Genomic DNA, 18648 nt, shown 5'->3' on the forward strand with positions numbered 1-18648 from the left:
AGGTGATGGGGAGGGACCCGCGCGGTCGACGCCGCGCGGGTCCCTCCCGGTACGTACGGCCGGCGTCAGCGCCCTTCAGCGTCTGGGACGTGGGTGACGGCGACGACCGGCAGGCCGCCAATCCGGTAGGCGGCGGGGGCGAACGCCGGAACGGCGGGATGACGCGGCGCCACCGGGTCGATCCGGCGGTAGGGCGCGCCCAACGGGGGACGTGGGTCGGAGTCGCCCTTGTTGGGCCAGAAGGACATCGCGCGCTCCGCCTGCGCGGTGATGGTCAGCGACGGATTCACACCCAGGTTCGCGCAGACGGCGGCGCCGTCCGCCACGTGCAGCCCGGGATGCCCGAACACCCGCTGGTAGGCATCGACGACGCCGCGCTCCGGGTTCTCCCCGATGGGCGCTCCGCCGAGAATGTGCGCCGTCAGCGGGATGTTCGCGACCTCGGTGATCGAGCCGGCCGGATGCCCGCCGATCTCGGCGGCGATCCGCCTGGTCGCGTCGTTGCCCGCTGGGATCCAGGTCGGGTTCGGCTCACCGTGGCCCTGGCGGCTGGTCAGCCAGCTCGTCCCGAACGGGCCGCGCCGGCGGCGCACGACCAGCGAGTTGTCCTGGGACTGCATCACCAGGACGATCATCGCCCGCTCCGACCAGCGCCACGGCAGGCAGGCCGCGACGGCCAGGTGCGGCCGGCGCAGGCAGGCACCGAGGAACCGCGCCCACCGCGGCACCCGCCCGCCACCGTCGGTCATCGTGGAGGCGAGCGGCGCGAGCAGGTTGCTCCCCCGGCCGTAGCGGACCGGCTCGACGTGCGTGTGCGGATCCGGGTAGAAGCTCGACGTGATCGCGACGCCACGGGTGATCCGCTCGTCGGGGCGCGTCCTCACCGCCCCGAGGATGGCCTCCGAGTTCGTCCTGGTCAGGTGGCCGAGGCGTTCGGACAGGCCGGGCAGCTGGCCGCCGGCTCGCATCGCGTGCAGTAGCTGCTGGGTGCCGAGCGCGCCGGCGGCGAACACCACCTGCCCGGCTCGCCAGCGGCGCTGGCGCCCCCGGGCCCTCACCCGGCCCCACGGAGTGACCGCCGGCCAGGCGCCGGTCGGCTCGCCGACGACCTCGTAGCCGCCGCCCGGCAGCGGCGTCACCGAGCGGATGGTGGTGTCGGCGACGACCGTGACGCCGAGGCGCTCCGCCAGGTACAGATAGTTGCGGTCGAGGGTGTTCTTCGCCTCGTGCCGGCAGCCGCTCATGCACTCGCCGCACTGCACGCAGCCCACCCGCCGCGGGCCCGCGCCGCCGAAGTACGGGTCCTCGGCGGGCTCGCCCGGCGCCGGCCGCCCCTCGGGTCCGAAGTACACGCCGACGTCGGCGAGCTGGAACGTGTCGCCGACGCCCATCTCCTCGGCGACCGTCCGGAACACCTTGTCGGCGTATGTGGTCGTCGGGTTGTGGACGACGCCGAGCATCCGTTCGGCCTGGTCGTAGTACGGCGCGAGCTCGGCYCGCCAGTCGGCCAGGCCCGCCCACTGCGGGTCGGCGTAGAACGGCTCCAGCGGGCGGTACAGCGTGTTCGCGTAGACCATCGAGCCACCGCCGACGGCGGCGCCCGAGAGCACCAGCACTCGACCAAGCAGGGTGATCTTCTGGATGCCGTGACAGCCAAGCCATGGCATCCAGAGGTAGCGACGGATGTCCATGCTGGTCCGAGGCAGTGGCGCGACCGCGCCACGACGAGAACGCGCTTCCTTCTGCGTGCCGGAGGCTTCGGGAGATGCCTCGCCGAGGGCAGCGCGAACATGCTCCTTCTTCGCGGTGCCGGAGGCCTCGGGAGGTGCGCTGTAACGGCGGCCGGCCTCGACGACCGTGACGCGGTAGCCCTTCTCGGCCAGGCGCAGGGCGGTCACGCTGCCGCCGAACCCGCTCCCGACGACCAGGACGTCCACATCGAGACCGCTGGCCCCGTTGAACTCGGTATCTGAGCTGGTGTTGCCCATGGCTCCATCATCCCGCCCGCCCCGGTATCCGGCAGGTGAGCGGGCCGTTGGGTCAGGAGGCGCGCGCTCGGGCGAGCAAAGCCGCCTGCTCGGCGCCGACGGCGGCGGCCCGCTCGATCTCGGCCAGGCCGGGCGGCGCGGGCGCCGCCCCGTCCCCACCGGCACCGGGCGGACCAGACGCGGCAGGTGGCTCGGATTCGGCCGTGCGCCAGGACCGGCAGGCGCTACAGGGGCATTCGCCACTGGTTCTCGGCAGATGCTTCAGCCGCCAGGTGAGGCCGTCGGCGGGGCTGTCGGAACCGACCTTCACCCCGCCGACCACCAGGTGGACGAGGTGGGTGGCGAGTGTGGGCGGTGACCAGCCGCCCTCGTGGAGGATGTCGGTGAGCTGGCCCACGCACTCGGCGAAGACCTCCGGTTCACAGCGCATCGCGCTGGCCAGGGTGCCGACCAGCTGGTCCGCCGCCTCGGCCAGAGGATCGCGCGGCGCCTGGACCACCGGCTCCGCGGGTGCGGGCGGCTCCACCGGTGCGGGCGGCTCCACCGGCACAGGTAGGCCCGAGGGCACAGGCGGGTCCGAGGGCGCGGGTGAATCCGAGGATGGCCCGGTCGCCGGCTTCGCGTCCGCCGAGGGCGGCCCGCCCGCCGGCTCGCTGGCGGAAGGCGACGAATCTCCGGCCACCGGCCCGGATGCGACGCCCCCGGGCCGCGCGTCCGCGGGAACAACGTCCCCGGACTCGACACTCTCGGGCACGACGCCCTCAGGCCCCGGATACCCCGCATACCTGGCGTATCCGGCGTTCGCGTTCGTGGGTGGGGCATCCGGGCTCGCGGCGAACCAGACCGCCGAGCCCCCGCCATAACCGGCACCAGGCGACGAGGCGGGCCGCGCAGGTCGGGTGGCGACAGGGAGCGTGGGCAACGGCGACCAGCGCGGCGCCGCCCGATGGCCGACGGAGCCGGTCAGCAGGCTGAAGGGGTCGGGCATGACGTTGGATGGCAGCGCATCCGCGTCCTCGGTGAACTCCAGACGGGAGCCCGGCGCACCAGGCCGCGCGCCGGGGCGCGTCAGCGTGCCGGCGATCCTGGCCCGCCCTCGCTCCGTCGTAGCCGGCCGGGCCGGTCGGCCACGGCCGCCCGCCCGGCGGCGCAGGTGTCCGCCGGCGGTGGCCGCGCCGCCGCCAGCGCCGGCCGCGGCGGGCGCCAGCTCGGCGTCGGCCTCGGCGACCGCGGCCACCTCGTCGGGCACGTCCTGACGGGCCGCGCCGGCAGAGGTCGGGGCATCCGTCGCGTTTTCGGTGGCGCCCACGGCCGCGAGCCGGCCGTGCGCCCGTTCCGCCGGGTCCGCGGTGGCGGCCGGGGCGCCCATGGCCGTGGTGGCGCGAGCGGCGTCCTGGGCCTGGGCGGACGGCGTGGCCAGTCCCACTCCGGCGGAACGGGCGACGTCCCGCGGCAGTGTCAGCACGAACCGCGCCGGACGGCCGGCGGCGGGCCGGCCCACCGAGGTGAGCCAGCCCAGCCTGCGCAACAGCGCGAGCTGACGCTGCACGTGGGTGCGGCTGTACTTGGTCTGCGTCACCAGCACCCGCAGGCCGGGCGCGCACACGGCGGAACCCGCTGGCAGCTCCGGATCGGTCCCGCTGGCCGGTTCGACGTGACTCGCAAGGATGAGTGCGACCAGCTTGGCCGCGGGCGCGAGCGCCGCCTGCGCGACGGCACGCTGCCAACCCACGTTGTCGGCGACGATCGCGCCGGTGGGCGGCGTGGAGACCAGGACGAGAACTCCGGGAAGCGGGAGCTGACGCATCGAGTCGGTTGCCACGGAGTCTCGCCTCCCTTCCTGCGTGCTGGTCTCGGGCGAAGCTCCGGTCACCGCGGCCCACCGGGTGGTGGGACCGAGAAACCCAGACGGAGCTGCTGGCCGCGTGGCGAAATGAACATCGGGCCGGCGAGTCGGTGAAGGGCCGGGCCGAGGGACTCTGGGTCGGTTCGGGTCGGTGTCGGATGTCGGCGGTCTGTGCGACGCGCTGGCTGGCTATGCCGGTTGACGAACGTTACCCCGCGCTGGCGCGGCGGTAAGAGGAGCGCGGCCAAGGGGCACACATAACGGCAACATGCCTGCGTGAGCGCTTCGAGAGCGCTTGACCAGCGCTTATGCGCGTCAGYGATGCACTCGCGACGGGTCCAGCCGACGGTCAGTCCGCCCCCCGCCCGACGAGAACCGACGCCGGGAAACGCCGACCCACCGACAGCCCACCCGGCCGCAACCATCCACCTACGACGGCCCCGCGTCCTTCGACCGCACGCGGGCCGATGGGCGGCCAGACCGACGAGATCCGCGATGACGACAAGGCCGCAACCGCCGGAAGGTGTCGGAGATCCCCGGTAGCGTCGGGCCATGTCCGCCGAGCAGGCCGGCCAGGCCGGCGAGGGCCCAGCCGCCGCGGGCCCAGCCGCCGCGGGCGATGTCTCGCCACCAGCCGATCGGGTCGACGTCCCCGCCCTCGCCCGTGCGCTGGCGGCGGTTCCTCTCGAGCGGCACTGGCTCGACCGGACATCCTGGGTGGACGTCGGTCGCGGCTGGCTGCCGGGCGCGGGCGAGCTTTTCCAGCGGGTCCGCGACGCCACGCAGTGGCGGGCCGGCGCGATGTGGCGCTACGAGAAATACGTGGTCCCGCCGCGGCTGAGTGCCTGGTACGACGCGGGCCGGCCGCCGCCCGTCCCCGAGCTGACGGCCGCGCATGCGGCGTTGCGGCGGCGCTACGGCATCGAGTTCGACGGCTACGGCATGTCCTACTACCGCGACGGCGCGGACTCGGTGGCGGTACACCGCGACAAGGAGCTGCGGTGGCTCGACGACACCGTGATCGCGATTCTCACGCTGGGAGCCCGCCGGCCGTGGACCGTGAAGCCGGTGCGGCTCGCCCCGGGCCGCCGCATCCTGAACGACCCGAGCGACGCCACCGGCCTGCTCGATCTCGCGCCCGGCCCGGGCGACCTGCTCGTGCTGGGTGGGCGTGCCCAGGCGGACTGGCTGCACGGCGTGCCCAGGGTCGCCGGTCACGTCGGCGGCCGGATCTCGGTGCAGTGGCGATGGACGTCCCGCACTGGCAGGCCACTGCAGGGCGCCGGCTACGCGGCCGCCCGGCACTTCGGCCGCTGAGCGGGACGCACGCGACGAACCACTGACGAGTGAAACCATGGCGAGCGGTAGGCGAGCGGTAGAGGAGCGCTCGACCTTCGGTGGGGCGAGCGGTGATCGAGAGGGCCGGCGAGCGCGCACCTGGCGCTCGTCGCGCGCTCGCCACGACGCGGCCGCGTCACCACGGTCACAATCAGCGGACATATATGCCCAACAGGCATACGCGAACAACGCGCGCGAGCCCATGACGAGGCGCGGCTGACGCCCTGAGGCGGGTTCCAACAACATCCAGGCGAGATCCCTCGCCCCGAACGGGTTGTCCAAGCCCCAGATCCCCGAAGCCCCCGCCTCAACCGCGGTCCAGAGCGGCGCTGGAGCGGCCCGCGTCAGGACGTCGGGGTCAGGATGACTGCCCGGAGGCAGGGMCGCAGGTCGTCCCAGCGATACCAGCGGGTCAACTCCTCGCCGGGGCTGCTCCACGGGTTGCGCAGCAGCAGCCGTCCACCCGCGACGTCCGCGGCCAGAACCGTATAGGCGTGCTGCCCCGCAAGACCGACCGCCGACCCGGCCGGTGGCTTGTCCGCCGCGCCCGGCCGGGTGGAGACCGTGATCACGTCGCCCACGGCCAGCCGCGACGCGACGTCCGCGACGCTGATGGAGCCCGGCGGCACCGCGCGATGGGCGTGTCCGGTGAGGTCGGTCGCGGCCACGCCGGGATCGCCGCCGTTGATCGCGTCGTAGCCACCGTTGAGCCGGGCATAGGCCTTCTCATAAACGGCGGCCCACAGCTCCGGCCGCCCGGCGAGGTCGAACGCGGCCATCGTGGGCACCGGCCGCGCGCCGCCGGCCCCGGCCCCGGCGCCGCCCGCTCCGCCGGCGGCGTCACCGGCGGGCAGGCCGGGAAGCGCGCGCGTCACGGTGACAGGGAAGGGCCGGCCGTCGCGGTAGAAGGTGACGGTGAGCGTGCCGTTCGGGTTCTCCCGGATTCCCTCGATGAGCAGGTCGGGACGCTGCCGGGCCAGACCGATGAGCGCCGCGGCGAGATAGCAGTCACCGAGGCCGCCCTGGCCGACGTCGGAGGTGCTGACACCGTCCCGGACGACCGGGTCGGCACGGTTCGCCTCATCCACGCCGTCGGAGCTCGGGGTCCCGGTCTCGGGAGGGGCCGGTTCGAGGTCGGGCAGCAGGCGGACGAGCTCGGTGAGCATGACGGCCGGCGCGCTCGCCAGCAGCAGGTCCGGCACCGCGGCCAGGGCCTCGAGCTCGTCGTCCGACCGGGCGGCCACGTGGCGCAGCAGACGGGTGAGCGCTCCGGTCAGCACCTGTAACGGCTGACCACGCAGCCGGCTGATCACCGCCTCGCGGACGGCCGGTGGCAGGGCCGCCAGCCGCCGGCCGACCTCCCGCATGTCCGCGGCGGACAGCGCGCCGGGGTCGGTCCCGACCAGGGCGACGAGCCCGGCGGCGGTCGTCCTGATCCAGCCGAGGCTCGGCGGCGGAGCGTCGTCGAACCAGGCGCGCGGGTCGATCAGCACCCCGCCGGCCCGCACCGCCTCCTCGGCCGCCACGAAGTGAGCCGTTCGGCGCTCGATCGCCGCGGCGAGATCTGGCCCACCGGCCGCGACGGCGTGCGCGCCCAGCCGGAGCACGTCGGTCGTCATGGGCAGGCCGGCCAGCCGCAAGGCGCCCGGCGGACTCGCGGACGCGGCGGCGCCCAGTGCCTGGGCGAGGCCGCCACCCGTCGCCGCGGCCGCCGCGCCGAGAACGGCGACCACCGTGTCCAGGGCTGTCTCGTCCGTCCGCCCGACGGCGGTGGCGAGCTCGGCCGCGGCGGTGCCCGCGGCGCGCAGCCTGCCGGCCAGCGCGCCGAGCGGGCCGAGGTCAAGGGAGACCGGACCACCTCCGCCCAGGTCGCCGGCGCGGGCGCCGCCATCCACGCCGCGGCCGGCGGCGCCCGCGCCGGCCCAGACGTCCGCCGAGGGCGAGGCGCGCCTGGTCCGCCAGCCGCCGGCACCCAGCGGCCCGGCAAGGAACGGGTCCGCCGAGCCTGTACCTGTGCCGGTACCGCTGCCGGTGGCCAGCTCGCGCAGCAGTGCCGCGTCGGGAATGTCCCAGCCGGGAGGCATCTCCGGCAGGCGTGGCACGAGCCCGACGTCTGGAGCCCCCGGCGGGGCGGCCCCGCCGCCCGCGTTGCCCTCCCCCGCCGCGCCACCGGCTCCCGCCGCGCCGCCGGCTCCCGCCGCGCCGCCGGCTCCCGCGACGGTGGGCCCCACCGCGGCGGCGGCCTCGAACGCGTCGGCGACCCGGATGTACCAGCGGGCACGGGCGGCCATCGCCTCGACACCGCCGCCCAGCGCTCGCAGCCAGCCGTCGACCCGCGCCGTCGCGCGCCGCTGCCACGGCGACGACCAGGTCTCGGGGGTGTCCAGGCTCAGCACGGGGCCAAGCAGGCCGGAGGCTGTCACGGCGAGCCCACGCAGCTCGACCGCCGCGGCCCGCAGCTCGGCGGCCGCGCTCCCGAGCGCGGCCGGAGCGCGCCGTTCCAGGGCACTCTCGTACAGGGAAGACATCGCGTACCCGGAAGGCATCGCGTATCCGGAAGGCATCGCCTCACCGACCTCCTGGTGGCCGCACGGCCATGGCCGCCGGCCCGCGGCCCACGCCATCGGCATGACGTCGACAACGACGCACACGCCACGCGCCGGTCGGTGTGACCATGCGGAATGATCATGCTGTGCCGATCGAGGTCAGGCTAGGACACGGTGGAGGTGATGTCGCGAGGCCGCATGATCACGACCGGGTTGGATAGCGGGCTCGAGAGGGCGAACTGCGCTAGCTTGGGCGAGGTGCCCGTTGCCCGGCGAAGGCCCGTTCCGGCCGGCGCGGGGCGAGCCCGGCAGGGCCGTTACGGGAGAGCACCGGGGCGGGCCGTGCGGCCCCTACGCCCGGACACCGTGGAAGGAGCCCAACGTGCCCGAGGCCGTCATCGTCGCCACCGGCCGGTCCCCGATCGGCCGTGCATACAAGGGATCACTCAAGGATCTGCGCCCGGACGACCTGGCCGCGACCRTCGTGCGGGCTGTCCTCGACAAGCTGCCCGAGCTCGATCCCACGGCGATCGACGACCTCATGCTCGGCTGCGCACAGCCGGCCGGTGAACAGGGCTTCAACATGGCGCGCGCGGTCGCCGTCGAGCTGGGCATGGACTTCCTGCCCGGAACCACGGTGAACCGCTACTGCTCCTCGTCGCTGCAGACCACCCGGATGGCCTTCCACGCGATCAGGGCGGGTGAGGGCGACGTCTTCATCTCGGCCGGCGTCGAGACGGTCAGCCGGTTCGTGAAGGGCAACGCCGACGGCCTGCCCGACACCCACAACCCGCTCTACGCCGACGCCGAGGCCCGCACGAAGGCCCGCGCCGAAGGCGGCGCCCCCAGCTGGACCGACCCGCGCATCGACGGGGTGCTACCGGACATCTACATCGCGATGGGCCAGACGGCCGAGAATGTCGTCCAGCACACCGGGCTCACCCGGGCCGACCAGGACGAGTTCGCGCTGCGCTCCCAGCAGAACACAGCCAAGGCCATCGCGGACGGGTTCTTCGAACGGGAGATCATTCCGGTCACCCTGCCGGACGGCACGGTCGTCCGGGCGGACGACGGCCCGCGGCCGAGCACCACCCTCGAGGCGCTCGCCGGCCTGAAGCCGGTCTTCCGCCCCGACGGCACGGTGACCGCCGGCAACGCCTGCCCGCTCAACGACGGCGCCGCCGCGGTGGTCGTCATGAGCGACACCAGGGCCCGCGAGCTCGGCCTGACCCCCCTGGCCCGGATCGTGGCGACGGGCGTGACCGGCCTGTCGCCGGAGGTCATGGGCCTTGGGCCGATCGGGGCGGTGCGCCAGGTGCTTGGCCGCGCTGGCATGACGATCGACGACATCGACCTCGTCGAGATCAACGAGGCGTTCGCCGCCCAGGTCGTGCCGTCGGCTCGCGAACTCGGCATCGACTTCGACAAGCTCAACGTGCACGGCGGCGCCATCGCGCTCGGCCACCCGTTCGGCTCGACCGGCGCCCGCATCCTGACCACGCTCCTCAATGGCCTGCGCACCAAGGACAAGACCATCGGCCTCGAGACCATGTGCGTCGGTGGTGGCCAGGGCATGGCGATGATCGTGGAACGGCTGAGTTAGCTGGTTCGGCTCCGTCCGGGCGGCGTGCTCCGGCCCCGTCCTTGCTTCGCTGCGGACGAGACCTCCGCGCGCCGTCCTCCTCCGCTCACGGGCGCTGCGGCGACCTCCGCTGTGGCGTCACCAACCCGAAGCCGCGGCGTTCGCATAGCCGCCGCTTCGCTCCCGGTGCGGGTTGGACGATCAGGGACCGGCCGACCTGGCCCGTCGTGCCCCAGGGGATCTGGCCATGGCCCGTGGGGGCGAAGACCGTCGTTCTGGCCACCACTCCCCATGGGCGGATGAGAGCCAGGCCCCGGAGGGCATGACTCGGGTCGGTCCAGAGGGCTTTTGGGTCTCGCGTGGCGACAGGGCCCTCGAAGCTCGGGCTGTGGACTACCACAACTCGCCCAGACTCCGGGCCTGCTCCTCTAGAGGGGTCCGGGAGTCGCGTCGCTTCGCTCGTGGCGGGGCGCGGGGGCGGGGGCGGGGGCTGGGGCTGGGGCTGGGGCGGCCGACTCTGAACTGGTTTGCGGGTTGTTCTCGGTGGTCTCGGGTTGGGGGTTGGCCCGCATCCTGGCCGATGCCTGCGCGAGGGCGAAGGGGGCGGTGCCGCTGCTCGCCTGACGGGCCGGCGGGACCGGTCTCGCCATGGCGGGCACCAGGTCGAGCGACGGCGGACCAGCCGGCGGGTGTTCGGCCGGCTGGCGGTAGCGCAGCGCGGCGCGGACGCGTCGGGCTGGGGCGAGGGTGACCGTGGTGATGCGGTCCCAGCGAGGCTGCCGGGTCAGGACGATGGCGCCCCAGACCAGGCCGCCGCCGATCAGGCCGTCGAGCCAGTAGTGGTTCGCCGTGATCACGACGACGAGCGCGGTGACGACCGGGTGGGCGACGGCGAGCCAGCGCGCCCGCCAACGCAGGATCGTGATGACTCCCCAGGCCTCCAGGATCGCCCAGCCGATATGCAGGCTCGGCATAGCCGCGTACTGGTTCGCCTGAGCGGCACCCACCTCGTTGTAGGCCGAGGGGCCGATCACGACGCCGGTGTCGACGAAGGGGATGTTCGGGCTCACGGCCGGCAGGAACCGCGGCGGGGCCAGCGGGTAGAAAATGTGGATCACGAGCGCGACACCCGTCGACAGCATGATCACATTCCGTACCCGCCGCCAGTGCGTCCGCTGGAAAATCATGACCCAGAGCAGGAACGCGATGGCGGCCGGGAAGTGCACAGTTATGTAGAAGCGGTTCGCGAACTCCAGCAGATCGGTGGAGCGCAGCGCGAGCCGCTGGATCGATGACTCGTCGGGCAGGTCCAGCAGCCGCTCGAAGTGCCAGACCGCCAGCGCGTGCCGCAGCGCCTCGACCCGCCGGSCGTCCGCCAGGGTCCTGCCCAGCCGGTAGACCATGAACAGCCCGCCCAGCAGGGCGATCTGGCCGAGAAAGTAGAAGGACGTCAGGAACGCGCGGCGCGCTCGCGATGGCGGGGGACGCTCGGAGCCGACAACCTCGGCCGGCCCGCGGAACCGAACGCCATCACCCGCTCGCGGGCCAGATGGACACGGAATGCTCACCACATCGCACCCCTACGCATCAGAACACCTCCCCACCCCCCTGGGGACCCGCTCTACACCGTCCTACTAACCGACAGGTAAGCACAACAGGTGGGTTGGTGACACATCTCTCGGCTCCGAGTCGAACCAGCTGGTCGCCCTATGCGACGAAACGACGCCGACGGAGTAACACTCAGGAGTTGAATCGACACATATCGGTCGAGCAACGGTGTCATCCACGCCTCGCCATTCGACAATGACAACAAAAGCGAACGATGCGAACACAATACGTAACGATGTTCGCGTCGCTCACCGCCGGATCGACATGACTCAACAGCAAACGTGGGGCAACTATTTCCACCAGATGTCCTGAACGTTCATCTACTCGCGGCCATGTCCGTCACCGACCGGCCATCCAGCGGCCATCCTCCGGCCGTRCCCACGCACCAGCTGACGCCCAGAGACAGGTGGACCAGCACTCCATGCCACGACGACACCCCGATCATCGGCACGGCGAGTGACATAACGACCCGGCCCTGCGGCAAAGGGCGACGGGTAGGCCACGCCACGACCTACGAGCGTCGGATCGACATACCGCCCAGAAGGGACAGTGTCCACGCCCCTTCCCACCTGCCGCCGCGCGGACGTTACTTAAAGAAACATCGGGGTAACTATTTGTCGTGATCGCCCGAACGGACACCGTTCACCGCCAAAGCCGAGGAGGATCGCGATGCACGCGAAGACCGGCGACCGCGTATGCGTCCACAGCCGCATCGTCGGCCAGCCCGAACGGCACGGAGTCATCCTGGACGTCCGCGGCGAGAACGGGCCGCCCTACATGATCCGCTGGGACGACGGCCACGAGGTGATGTTCTTCCCGGGCCCCGACTCGGTCCTGGAGCTCTTCGCCTCCCAGCACGCCGGCGTCTGAGAACCAGCCAGCGTGGCCCGCACGCGGCGAGGGCCGCTCCCGGTAGCGGGAGCGGCCCTCGTGTCGTGCGGCTTGTCGGCCGCCGTCGGTGACGGCGGCCGACCAGCGATCAATAACGGTAGTGGTCGGCCTTGTAGGGGCCGTCGACGTCGACGCCGATGTACTCCGCCTGGGCCTTGGTGAGCTTGGTGAGCTTCACGCCGAGGGCGTCCAGGTGCAGCCGGGCGACCTTCTCGTCGAGGTGCTTGAGCAGCGTGTAGACGCCGATCGGGTACTGGTCGGTCTTCGTGAACAGCTCGATCTGCGCGATCACCTGGTTGGTGAAGCTGTTCGACATCACGAAGCTCGGGTGGCCGGTGGCGCAGCCGAGGTTCATCAGCCGGCCCTCGGCCAGCACGATGACCGAGTGGCCGTCCGGGAAGACCCACTCGTCGAYCTGCGGCTTGATGTTGATCTTCTCGATGCCCGCGATCTTGCCCAGGCCGGCCATGTCGATCTCGTTGTCGAAGTGGCCGATGTTGGACACGATCGCCTGGTGCTTCATCGACGCCATGTGGTCGGCGGTGATGATGTTGARGTTACCGGTGGTCGAGACGAAGATGTCGGCGATCTTGACGACGTCCTCGAGCACGGTGACCTGGTAGCCGTCCATCGCGGCCTGCAGCGCGCAGATCGGGTCGATCTCGGTGACGATGACCCGGGCGCCCTGGCCACGCAGCGCGTCCGCGCAGCCCTTGCCGACGTCGCCGTAACCGGCGACGACCGCGACCTTGCCGCCGATGAGCACGTCGGTCGCCCGGTTGAGGCCGTCGATGACGGAGTGGCGGCAGCCGTACTTGTTGTCGAACTTGCTCTTGGTGACCGAGTCGTTGACGTTGATCGCCGGGAAGAGCAGCGAGCCGCCCTTGTGCATCTCGTAGAGGCGATGCACGCCGGTGGTGGTCTCCTCGGTGACGCCCTTGATCGCCTCGGCGGCCGCGGTCCAGCGGCCGGGCTTCGCGGCGATCGTGCTGCGCAGCGTGTCGAGGACGATCGCGTACTCCTCGGAGTCCGAGGGGTCGGTCGCCGGCACGGCGCCCGCCTTCTCGAACTCGGCGCCCTTGTGGACGAGCAGCGTCGCGTCACCGCCGTCGTCGAGGATCATGTTGGGGGCACCGCCGTCCGGCCAGGCCAGCGCCTGGTCGGTGCACCACCAGTACTCCTCCAGCGTCTCGCCCTTCCAGGCGAACACCGGCACACCCGCCGGAGCGTCCTTGGTCCCGTTCGCGCCGACGACGACCGCGGCGGCGGCATGGTCCTGGGTGGAGAAGATGTTGCACGAGACCCAGCGGACGTCGGCGCCGAGCGCGACGAGCGTCTCGATGAGCACGGCGGTCTGGATCGTCATGTGCAGCGATCCCATGATCCGCGCGCCCTTGAGCGGCTGGCTCGCGGCGTATTCGGCACGGGTCGCCATCAAGCCCGGCATCTCGTGCTCGGCCAGTCGGATCTCCTTGCGGCCGAACTCGGCCAGCGCAAGGTCCGCGACCTTGAAGTCGAAGCTCATCTCTCTCCTTCAGCGCTCGAAGCGCGCCCTGACTCCGGGAGTCAGGGCGCGCGCGAGCGCGGGTAAACCGTGCCCGTGCCGTACCGCATACGGTACTGGGTGGCACTGGGCGCCACGCCCTCGGGCGCGCGGCGCCTCGCCTCACATTCGCCGCTCAGACCCGCCTAGGAGCGCGCGTCCCCGGCGACCGGCGAACCCTGCGTCAGGGTCTCGCCGCCTGTCGGTGGCTGGTCCGGCACCCGCGGGCCGGTGCCCCTGGGCCGGTAGACCCAGCCGCGGTCGTCCATCCACACCAGCAGCGGCGGGAGCACGACCAGGGCGGACAGCAACGCCACCGCCACGTTGAGCGCGACGAGCAGGCCGAAGTCCCGCAGCAGCGGCAACGAGCTGAACGCCAGCACCACGACGCCGATGACGGCCGCGGCCGCCGACACGAGGAACGCCCGCCCTGTGCGCGCCGCCGCCTCGTCGACCGCCGCGCGGGGTGAGCGCCCGCGGGCCCGCTCCTCGAGATGACGCTGCACGATCAGCGTCGTGAACTCGGTGCACAGCGCGATGACCAGCGGGCCACTGACGACGGTCAGCGGCGAGAGCTCCAGACCGGACAGCCAGGCGATCAGCGTGGTGAGCCCCACCGCGATCAGGACCGGCACCACCGACAGCAGCGCCTTGACCGGTCCGCGGTAACGCAGCAGCAGCACCAGGAAGACGCCCAGCAGCGCGTAGTAGGTGAGCTCGACCCGGTTCTCGTTGATGTTGTCCAGCAGCCCGGTGCCGACCACCGCGAGACCTGACGGAGTGGCGCGCACGCCCTCCGGCGGGTTCACCGTCGCCCTGATGTCCTTGACGACGACCGCGCGCTGCTCCAGCGTGCGCGGACCGGTCTGGAAGATCAGGTTGAGCGCGCCGGCGTCGCCGTTCGCGCTGGCGAGGTTCACCGTGCTGCGCTTGATCGCCTCGGGGGCGACCCGGTAGGCGGCGCGGACGTCCTCGCCGGTCGGCGGCACCGTCTTCGCGCCCGGGACGTCGAGCAGGAAGCCGACGGTCGTGACCAGGCTCGAGGCGTTGGTGAGGTCCTCGTGGTGCTTCGCGAGCTGCTCGCGGGCAAGGCCGTCGACGAAGGCCACCGTCTGGTCGTCGAAGACGTTGTTCGACTGGATGAAGACGCCGAGCTCGCTGGTCGTGCCCGTGTGGTCGCTCAGGTAGTCGAGGTCCTTGACGACCTGGCTGTTCTGGTTGACCCACTTCTGCGGGTCCGTCTRCACCTTGAGCTTGYCCTCGGTGGCCGCGCCACCGGCGAACAGCGCGATCGCGATGACGACCAGGGGAATGGCCGCGGCGCGCGGGAGCGAGCCGAGCGTGACAGTGGCGCGCCCCAGCGGCCCGCGAGTGTAGTCCTTGGCGGGCGTCGGGCTGCGCTGCTCGCGCCACGCCAGCGACGCGGACGTGAGCAGGATGGTCGCGATGACGATCACCGGGAGGCCGATGGCCAGCAGCGTGCCGAAGTCGCGGATCATCGGCACCGCGCTGAACTCCAGCGCGAGGAAGGCGACGACGGCGGCGACGGTCGCGAGCGCCAGGCCCGGCACCAGCCGGCGCAGCGCCTCGGCGACCGGGTTGTCGGCCCGGTCGAGCTGCGCCTCCTCCTCGACCCGGCTGTGCAGCTGGACGGCGAAGTCGATGCCCACGCCGAGCAGTACGGGCAGTCCGCTGATCGTCACGACGTTCAGCGGTAGGCCCACGTAACCCGCGAGGCCGAACGCCCAGACCTGGCCGATGACGACGACGCCCAGCGGCAGCAGCCGCCAGCGCACGGCGAACGCCACCAGCAGCAGGCCGATCATCAGCGCCGCGGCGATCGCGCCGAGGGTGAGGAACCCTCCGCGCAGGTAGTCGTTGATGTCGCGCAGCAGCACCGTGGCGCCCGTAGTTACGACGTGCGCGTTGTCGAAGTGCCGCGCCCCCATCGCGTCCTCTACGAGGGTGGCCGCGCCGCCCGCGGTCTTGATGTCCGCGTTGCCGGCGAGCCGCACGACCATCTGGGCGTTGTCATCGTTCGGGAAGAACGGCAGCAGCGAGGTACGGACCTTGCCGCTGTTGTCATGGAGCAGGAAGTCGACCCAGGCCGGGTTGCTGAGCGTCTGCTGCGCGGGCGGGATCTGGTTGATCCGGCCCAGGGTCGCGATCGAGTCCTGGAGGCGCTTGGCCTGTGAGGTGGGATCGGTGTCCCGCTGCTGCGCGCCGAGCAGCATCTTCCCCGCCGGGCTGTTCACCGGGTTGCCGTCAGAGCTGGTGACCAGGTTGTGGGTGAACTGCAGGGCGGTCACCGGGGTGATGACGGCTACGACCCGCGGGTCGGYCTCGAGCTGCTTGGTCACCGCGTCGAACTCGGCGAGGTTGTGCTGGGTGAACAGATCGGTGAGTTTCTTGCCCTTGTCGACGGTCAGGTCCGAGATCATCGCCTCGCCGCCGAACAGGGACTGGTAGGAGACGTTGTCCTTGGCGATCTCCGAGTCGGAGTTCAGGTAGTTGCTCTGATCGGTGCTGAACTCCAGCTGGGTGATGCCGAAGCCCAGGCCCACTGTGAGCAGGACCGCGATGATCGCGACAATGCCACCACGCTTCCCAGCCTTCTGCGCTGCCGACGTCCAGAAGGAGCCGGAACGGCCAGCTGGCTCGGGTCCGCGCGGCTCAGCGGGACCTGGGGGTGTGGACACGAGCGGGCTCCCAGCGGATCAGTGGGGCGACGGTGGCGGCCCCGCAGGTTACTTGTGAGTTAGACAACAGGTTCCAAGCTGTATAGCCCAGAAGACGTCGACGTGTGGAGCCCTGACCGGYCAACCAGCACAACAACTTCGCGATGCAGCAAGAAAATCGCAATACGAACCGGTCAGGGTTGCGACGGTAGCTCTCTGCTATACCGGAACTCCGTTGTGTTAGAGAGGTCGGGAAGGTCCCGGACCTCTCCTGTCGCTACGTAACCAAGTCGTTCGTACAAGCGATGAGCGTCCGTGAACCGCGTGTCGGTCCACAACTCGACGACCGAGGCGCCCCGTCGACGCGCCTCGCGTTCCACCAGGCGCGTCAGCGACGCACCCAGGCCGCGCCGGCGCGCGGTGGCCGCCACGTAGAGCGACTTCAGCTCGACCCGGCCCGGCTCGGTCTCCCGCACCGCGACGCAGCCCGCGAGCGGCGCCCCGTCGGCGGCGCTGTCCTCCTCGGCGACCACCCACATCGCGCCGCGATAGCGGCCAGGGAGGGTGTCGCCGGCGTAGGCGGCGGCCGGGGCGCGCAACCACGGCTCCTCACCGTCGACGTCGAGCACGCAGCCCGGATACTCGGCCCAGATCCCGCCGATCAGGCGCTCCAGCGCCGGGCCGTCGGCGTCCCTGACCGCCCGCAGGCCCGGCAGGATCGAGCGGGTCATCCAGACGTGCTCGATCCCCGCGGTCAGATCACGCGGCCCGAACGCGTGATAGCCGAGCCCGACGTAGAGCCCGACGACCGCGGCCTGCGCGTGCAGCCGGATCGCCGGCAGGCCACGCTCGGCGGCCCGCCGCTCCAGGGCCGCCATCACGACCCGCGCGAGACCCCGCCCACGCGCCTCCGGCCGGACCGCCACCCGCCCGATCACCCCGGCCGGCTCCGCCGGCGAAACGCCGCGCACCGCCTCGCCCGGACCCGGCTCGGGACCCGTGTCCAGGCCCGGGACCGACGCCGGGTCGAGCAGGCGGCCGGTCGCGAGCGCCCGGCCGCGGGCGTCCCAGACAACCGCGTGGTCGGCGTGCGCGTCAGCGTCGTCGTGCTCGAGCTCGGCGGGAACCCCCTGTTCGTCCACGAACACGGCGGTCCGCAGCGCCCGCACCGCGGCGGGCGGCGGACCGGGCAGGACGGCGACCTCGGCGACAGCCTGGTCGTCAGCACGCGGACTGGCAGAAGCCGGCACAACCATGCGCCGAAGTCTAGAAAGGGGTGGAGCGGTGGCCAGGCTGGTTCCAGACCGACGAGACGGCTGGTATCGCACTGCGTCGATATACCGTCACTAACGGTATCCAAGCCTTGTCGGGTACGCGCATGYGCGGCGCCGGGGCGGCGCCTCCCGGGTCGGCGCTCGGCCGTCGACCCGCCGATTTCGGGCAGGATCGCCACCGTTCGGGTCATGAGTGAACTACTTCGTGATGTGAGCGCGCGCCGCGTGAGTCAGGCCGGCGAGATGCATCTCTGCTGGTACTGGACTTATCGGCCGCTGGGCCATCTAGCCGACACCAAAGACGTGATGGACACCACAGGCGATGGTTGCCGCAAGTTGCGCTTTTCTGGGCATGGCGGGCGACGGTCCAGCCATCGGGTCAGGCAGAGATCCAAAACAGGCAAAGGTGGTTGTAGGGATTTCTATGGACACACGGACCAGCACGGCGAGGGCGGCAACGGGCACGCGCGGCGCGGTGGTCACGGCCGCCACGCCGCGACGGCGAGGGCGGTGACCGTGGCCGCCACCCGATACGCGCCCGCCACCTGGCGCCCGGTCCGCAACACGTCCGGCGCGATGGTGCAGCCGACCCGCGGCCTGATCCCGCACGTCCAGGTGGGCAACGRCTCGTTGTACGGGATGTTCAACAACCCGGCGAGCGAGGTCTCCAGCCATCTGTGGGTGTCCAAGGGCGGCGCGCTCGAGCAGTACGTCGCACTGGACCAGCGCGCCTGGGCACAGGCGGCCGGCAACCCGTACTGGATCTCGGTGGAGTGCGAGGGCTACGACACCGAGGACTACACCCCCGTCCAGGTTCAGCGGCTCGCCGAGCTGTACGCGTGGGGAATGACCGAGTTCGGCTGGAAGGCCGAGATAACCGACAGCGTGGACGGGTACGGCCTCGGCACCCATCGCATGGGAGGCGTGCCCTGGGGCAACCACTCCTGCCCCGGCACCATCCGCGCGAACCGCCGGCCGGACATTCTGGCAGCCGCGCTGGCGATGAGCGGTGGCTCTGGCACCACTCAGGCACAGCAGCGCTACGTCTCGATGCCGACCCTGCGACAGGGTGACCGCGGCCCGCAGGTCGTCACCCTCCAGAACGCGCTGAACATCATCTTCGGCCACGAGGCGCCGACAGGCGACCCGAACCGACTCACGCCCGACGGCGCCTTCGGCCCGAAGACCGTGGCCAGGGTCGGCTCGCTGCAACGGCTCAACTCGCCGTACTACGGTCCGATCGCCCCTGACGGCATCGTTGGCCGGGAGTCCTGGCTGAAGATCGGCTACATCCTCACCGGCATGAACCGCTGAGTTCAAGGCGGGCTCGGGTGAGGCACTGGGTGCCTCACCC

The 18648-nt window shown here is 71.8% G+C and carries 11 protein-coding genes; 4 read left to right on the top strand and 7 right to left on the bottom strand.

Annotated elements, in window-relative coordinates; genetic code table 11:
- Positions 1-65: 65 nt before the first annotated feature.
- Positions 66-1988 (bottom strand): FAD-dependent oxidoreductase, encoded by a 1923-nt coding sequence (locus BL253_RS12855; protein ID WP_116438852.1) that lies wholly within the window; start codon positions 1986-1988, stop codon positions 66-68.
- A gap of 52 nt (positions 1989-2040) precedes the next feature.
- The gene (locus BL253_RS12860) at positions 2041-3810 is read right to left on the bottom strand and encodes a hypothetical protein (protein ID WP_131831486.1); all 1770 of its coding nucleotides are present in this window, start codon (positions 3808-3810) and stop codon (positions 2041-2043) included.
- A gap of 576 nt (positions 3811-4386) precedes the next feature.
- Here BL253_RS12860 and BL253_RS12865 point away from each other — a divergent pair.
- Positions 4387-5151, top strand: a complete 765-nt coding sequence (locus BL253_RS12865; protein WP_076816679.1) for an alpha-ketoglutarate-dependent dioxygenase AlkB — start codon at positions 4387-4389, stop codon at positions 5149-5151.
- A 365-nt stretch (positions 5152-5516) separates the two neighbouring features.
- Here BL253_RS12865 and BL253_RS12870 read toward each other — a convergent pair whose 3' ends face one another.
- On the bottom strand, positions 5517-7700 hold the full coding sequence (locus tag BL253_RS12870; protein ID WP_076816843.1) for a C2 family cysteine protease: 2184 nt from the start codon (positions 7698-7700) through the stop codon (positions 5517-5519).
- A 400-nt stretch (positions 7701-8100) separates the two neighbouring features.
- On the opposite strand from BL253_RS12870, the gene BL253_RS12875 reads away from it, so the two are divergent.
- Entirely contained in the window at positions 8101-9321 is a 1221-nt protein-coding gene (locus BL253_RS12875) for an acetyl-CoA C-acetyltransferase (RefSeq protein ID WP_076816681.1), read from the top strand.
- 407 nt (positions 9322-9728) lie between these two features.
- Here BL253_RS12875 and BL253_RS12880 read toward each other — a convergent pair whose 3' ends face one another.
- Positions 9729-10868: a phosphatase PAP2 family protein gene (locus BL253_RS12880; protein WP_420801652.1), complete on the bottom strand. Its 1140-nt coding sequence runs from the start codon at positions 10866-10868 to the stop codon at positions 9729-9731.
- A gap of 709 nt (positions 10869-11577) precedes the next feature.
- Here BL253_RS12880 and BL253_RS12885 point away from each other — a divergent pair.
- Positions 11578-11778 (top strand): DUF1918 domain-containing protein, encoded by a 201-nt coding sequence (locus BL253_RS12885; protein WP_076816684.1) that lies wholly within the window; start codon positions 11578-11580, stop codon positions 11776-11778.
- A 109-nt stretch (positions 11779-11887) separates the two neighbouring features.
- Here BL253_RS12885 and ahcY read toward each other — a convergent pair whose 3' ends face one another.
- From ahcY to BL253_RS12900, 3 genes are all read right to left on the bottom strand, one after another.
- Positions 11888-13324: an adenosylhomocysteinase gene (ahcY, locus tag BL253_RS12890; RefSeq protein ID WP_076816686.1), complete on the bottom strand. Its 1437-nt coding sequence runs from the start codon at positions 13322-13324 to the stop codon at positions 11888-11890.
- 164 nt (positions 13325-13488) lie between these two features.
- Positions 13489-16041 (bottom strand): efflux RND transporter permease subunit, encoded by a 2553-nt coding sequence (locus BL253_RS12895; protein ID WP_076816688.1) that lies wholly within the window; start codon positions 16039-16041, stop codon positions 13489-13491.
- Positions 16042-16214: 173 nt separating this feature from the next.
- Positions 16215-17276, bottom strand: a complete 1062-nt coding sequence (locus BL253_RS12900) for a GNAT family N-acetyltransferase (RefSeq protein ID WP_198946252.1) — start codon at positions 17274-17276, stop codon at positions 16215-16217.
- 534 nt (positions 17277-17810) lie between these two features.
- On the opposite strand from BL253_RS12900, the gene BL253_RS12905 reads away from it, so the two are divergent.
- Positions 17811-18608, top strand: coding sequence for a peptidoglycan recognition protein family protein (locus BL253_RS12905; protein WP_076816847.1), 798 nt, complete (start codon positions 17811-17813; stop codon positions 18606-18608).
- The last annotated feature ends 40 nt before the right edge of the window (positions 18609-18648 follow it).

It is taken from the genome of Pseudofrankia asymbiotica (assembly GCF_001983105.1).
Taxonomy (GTDB): Bacteria; Actinomycetota; Actinomycetes; order Frankiales; family Frankiaceae; genus Pseudofrankia; species Pseudofrankia asymbiotica.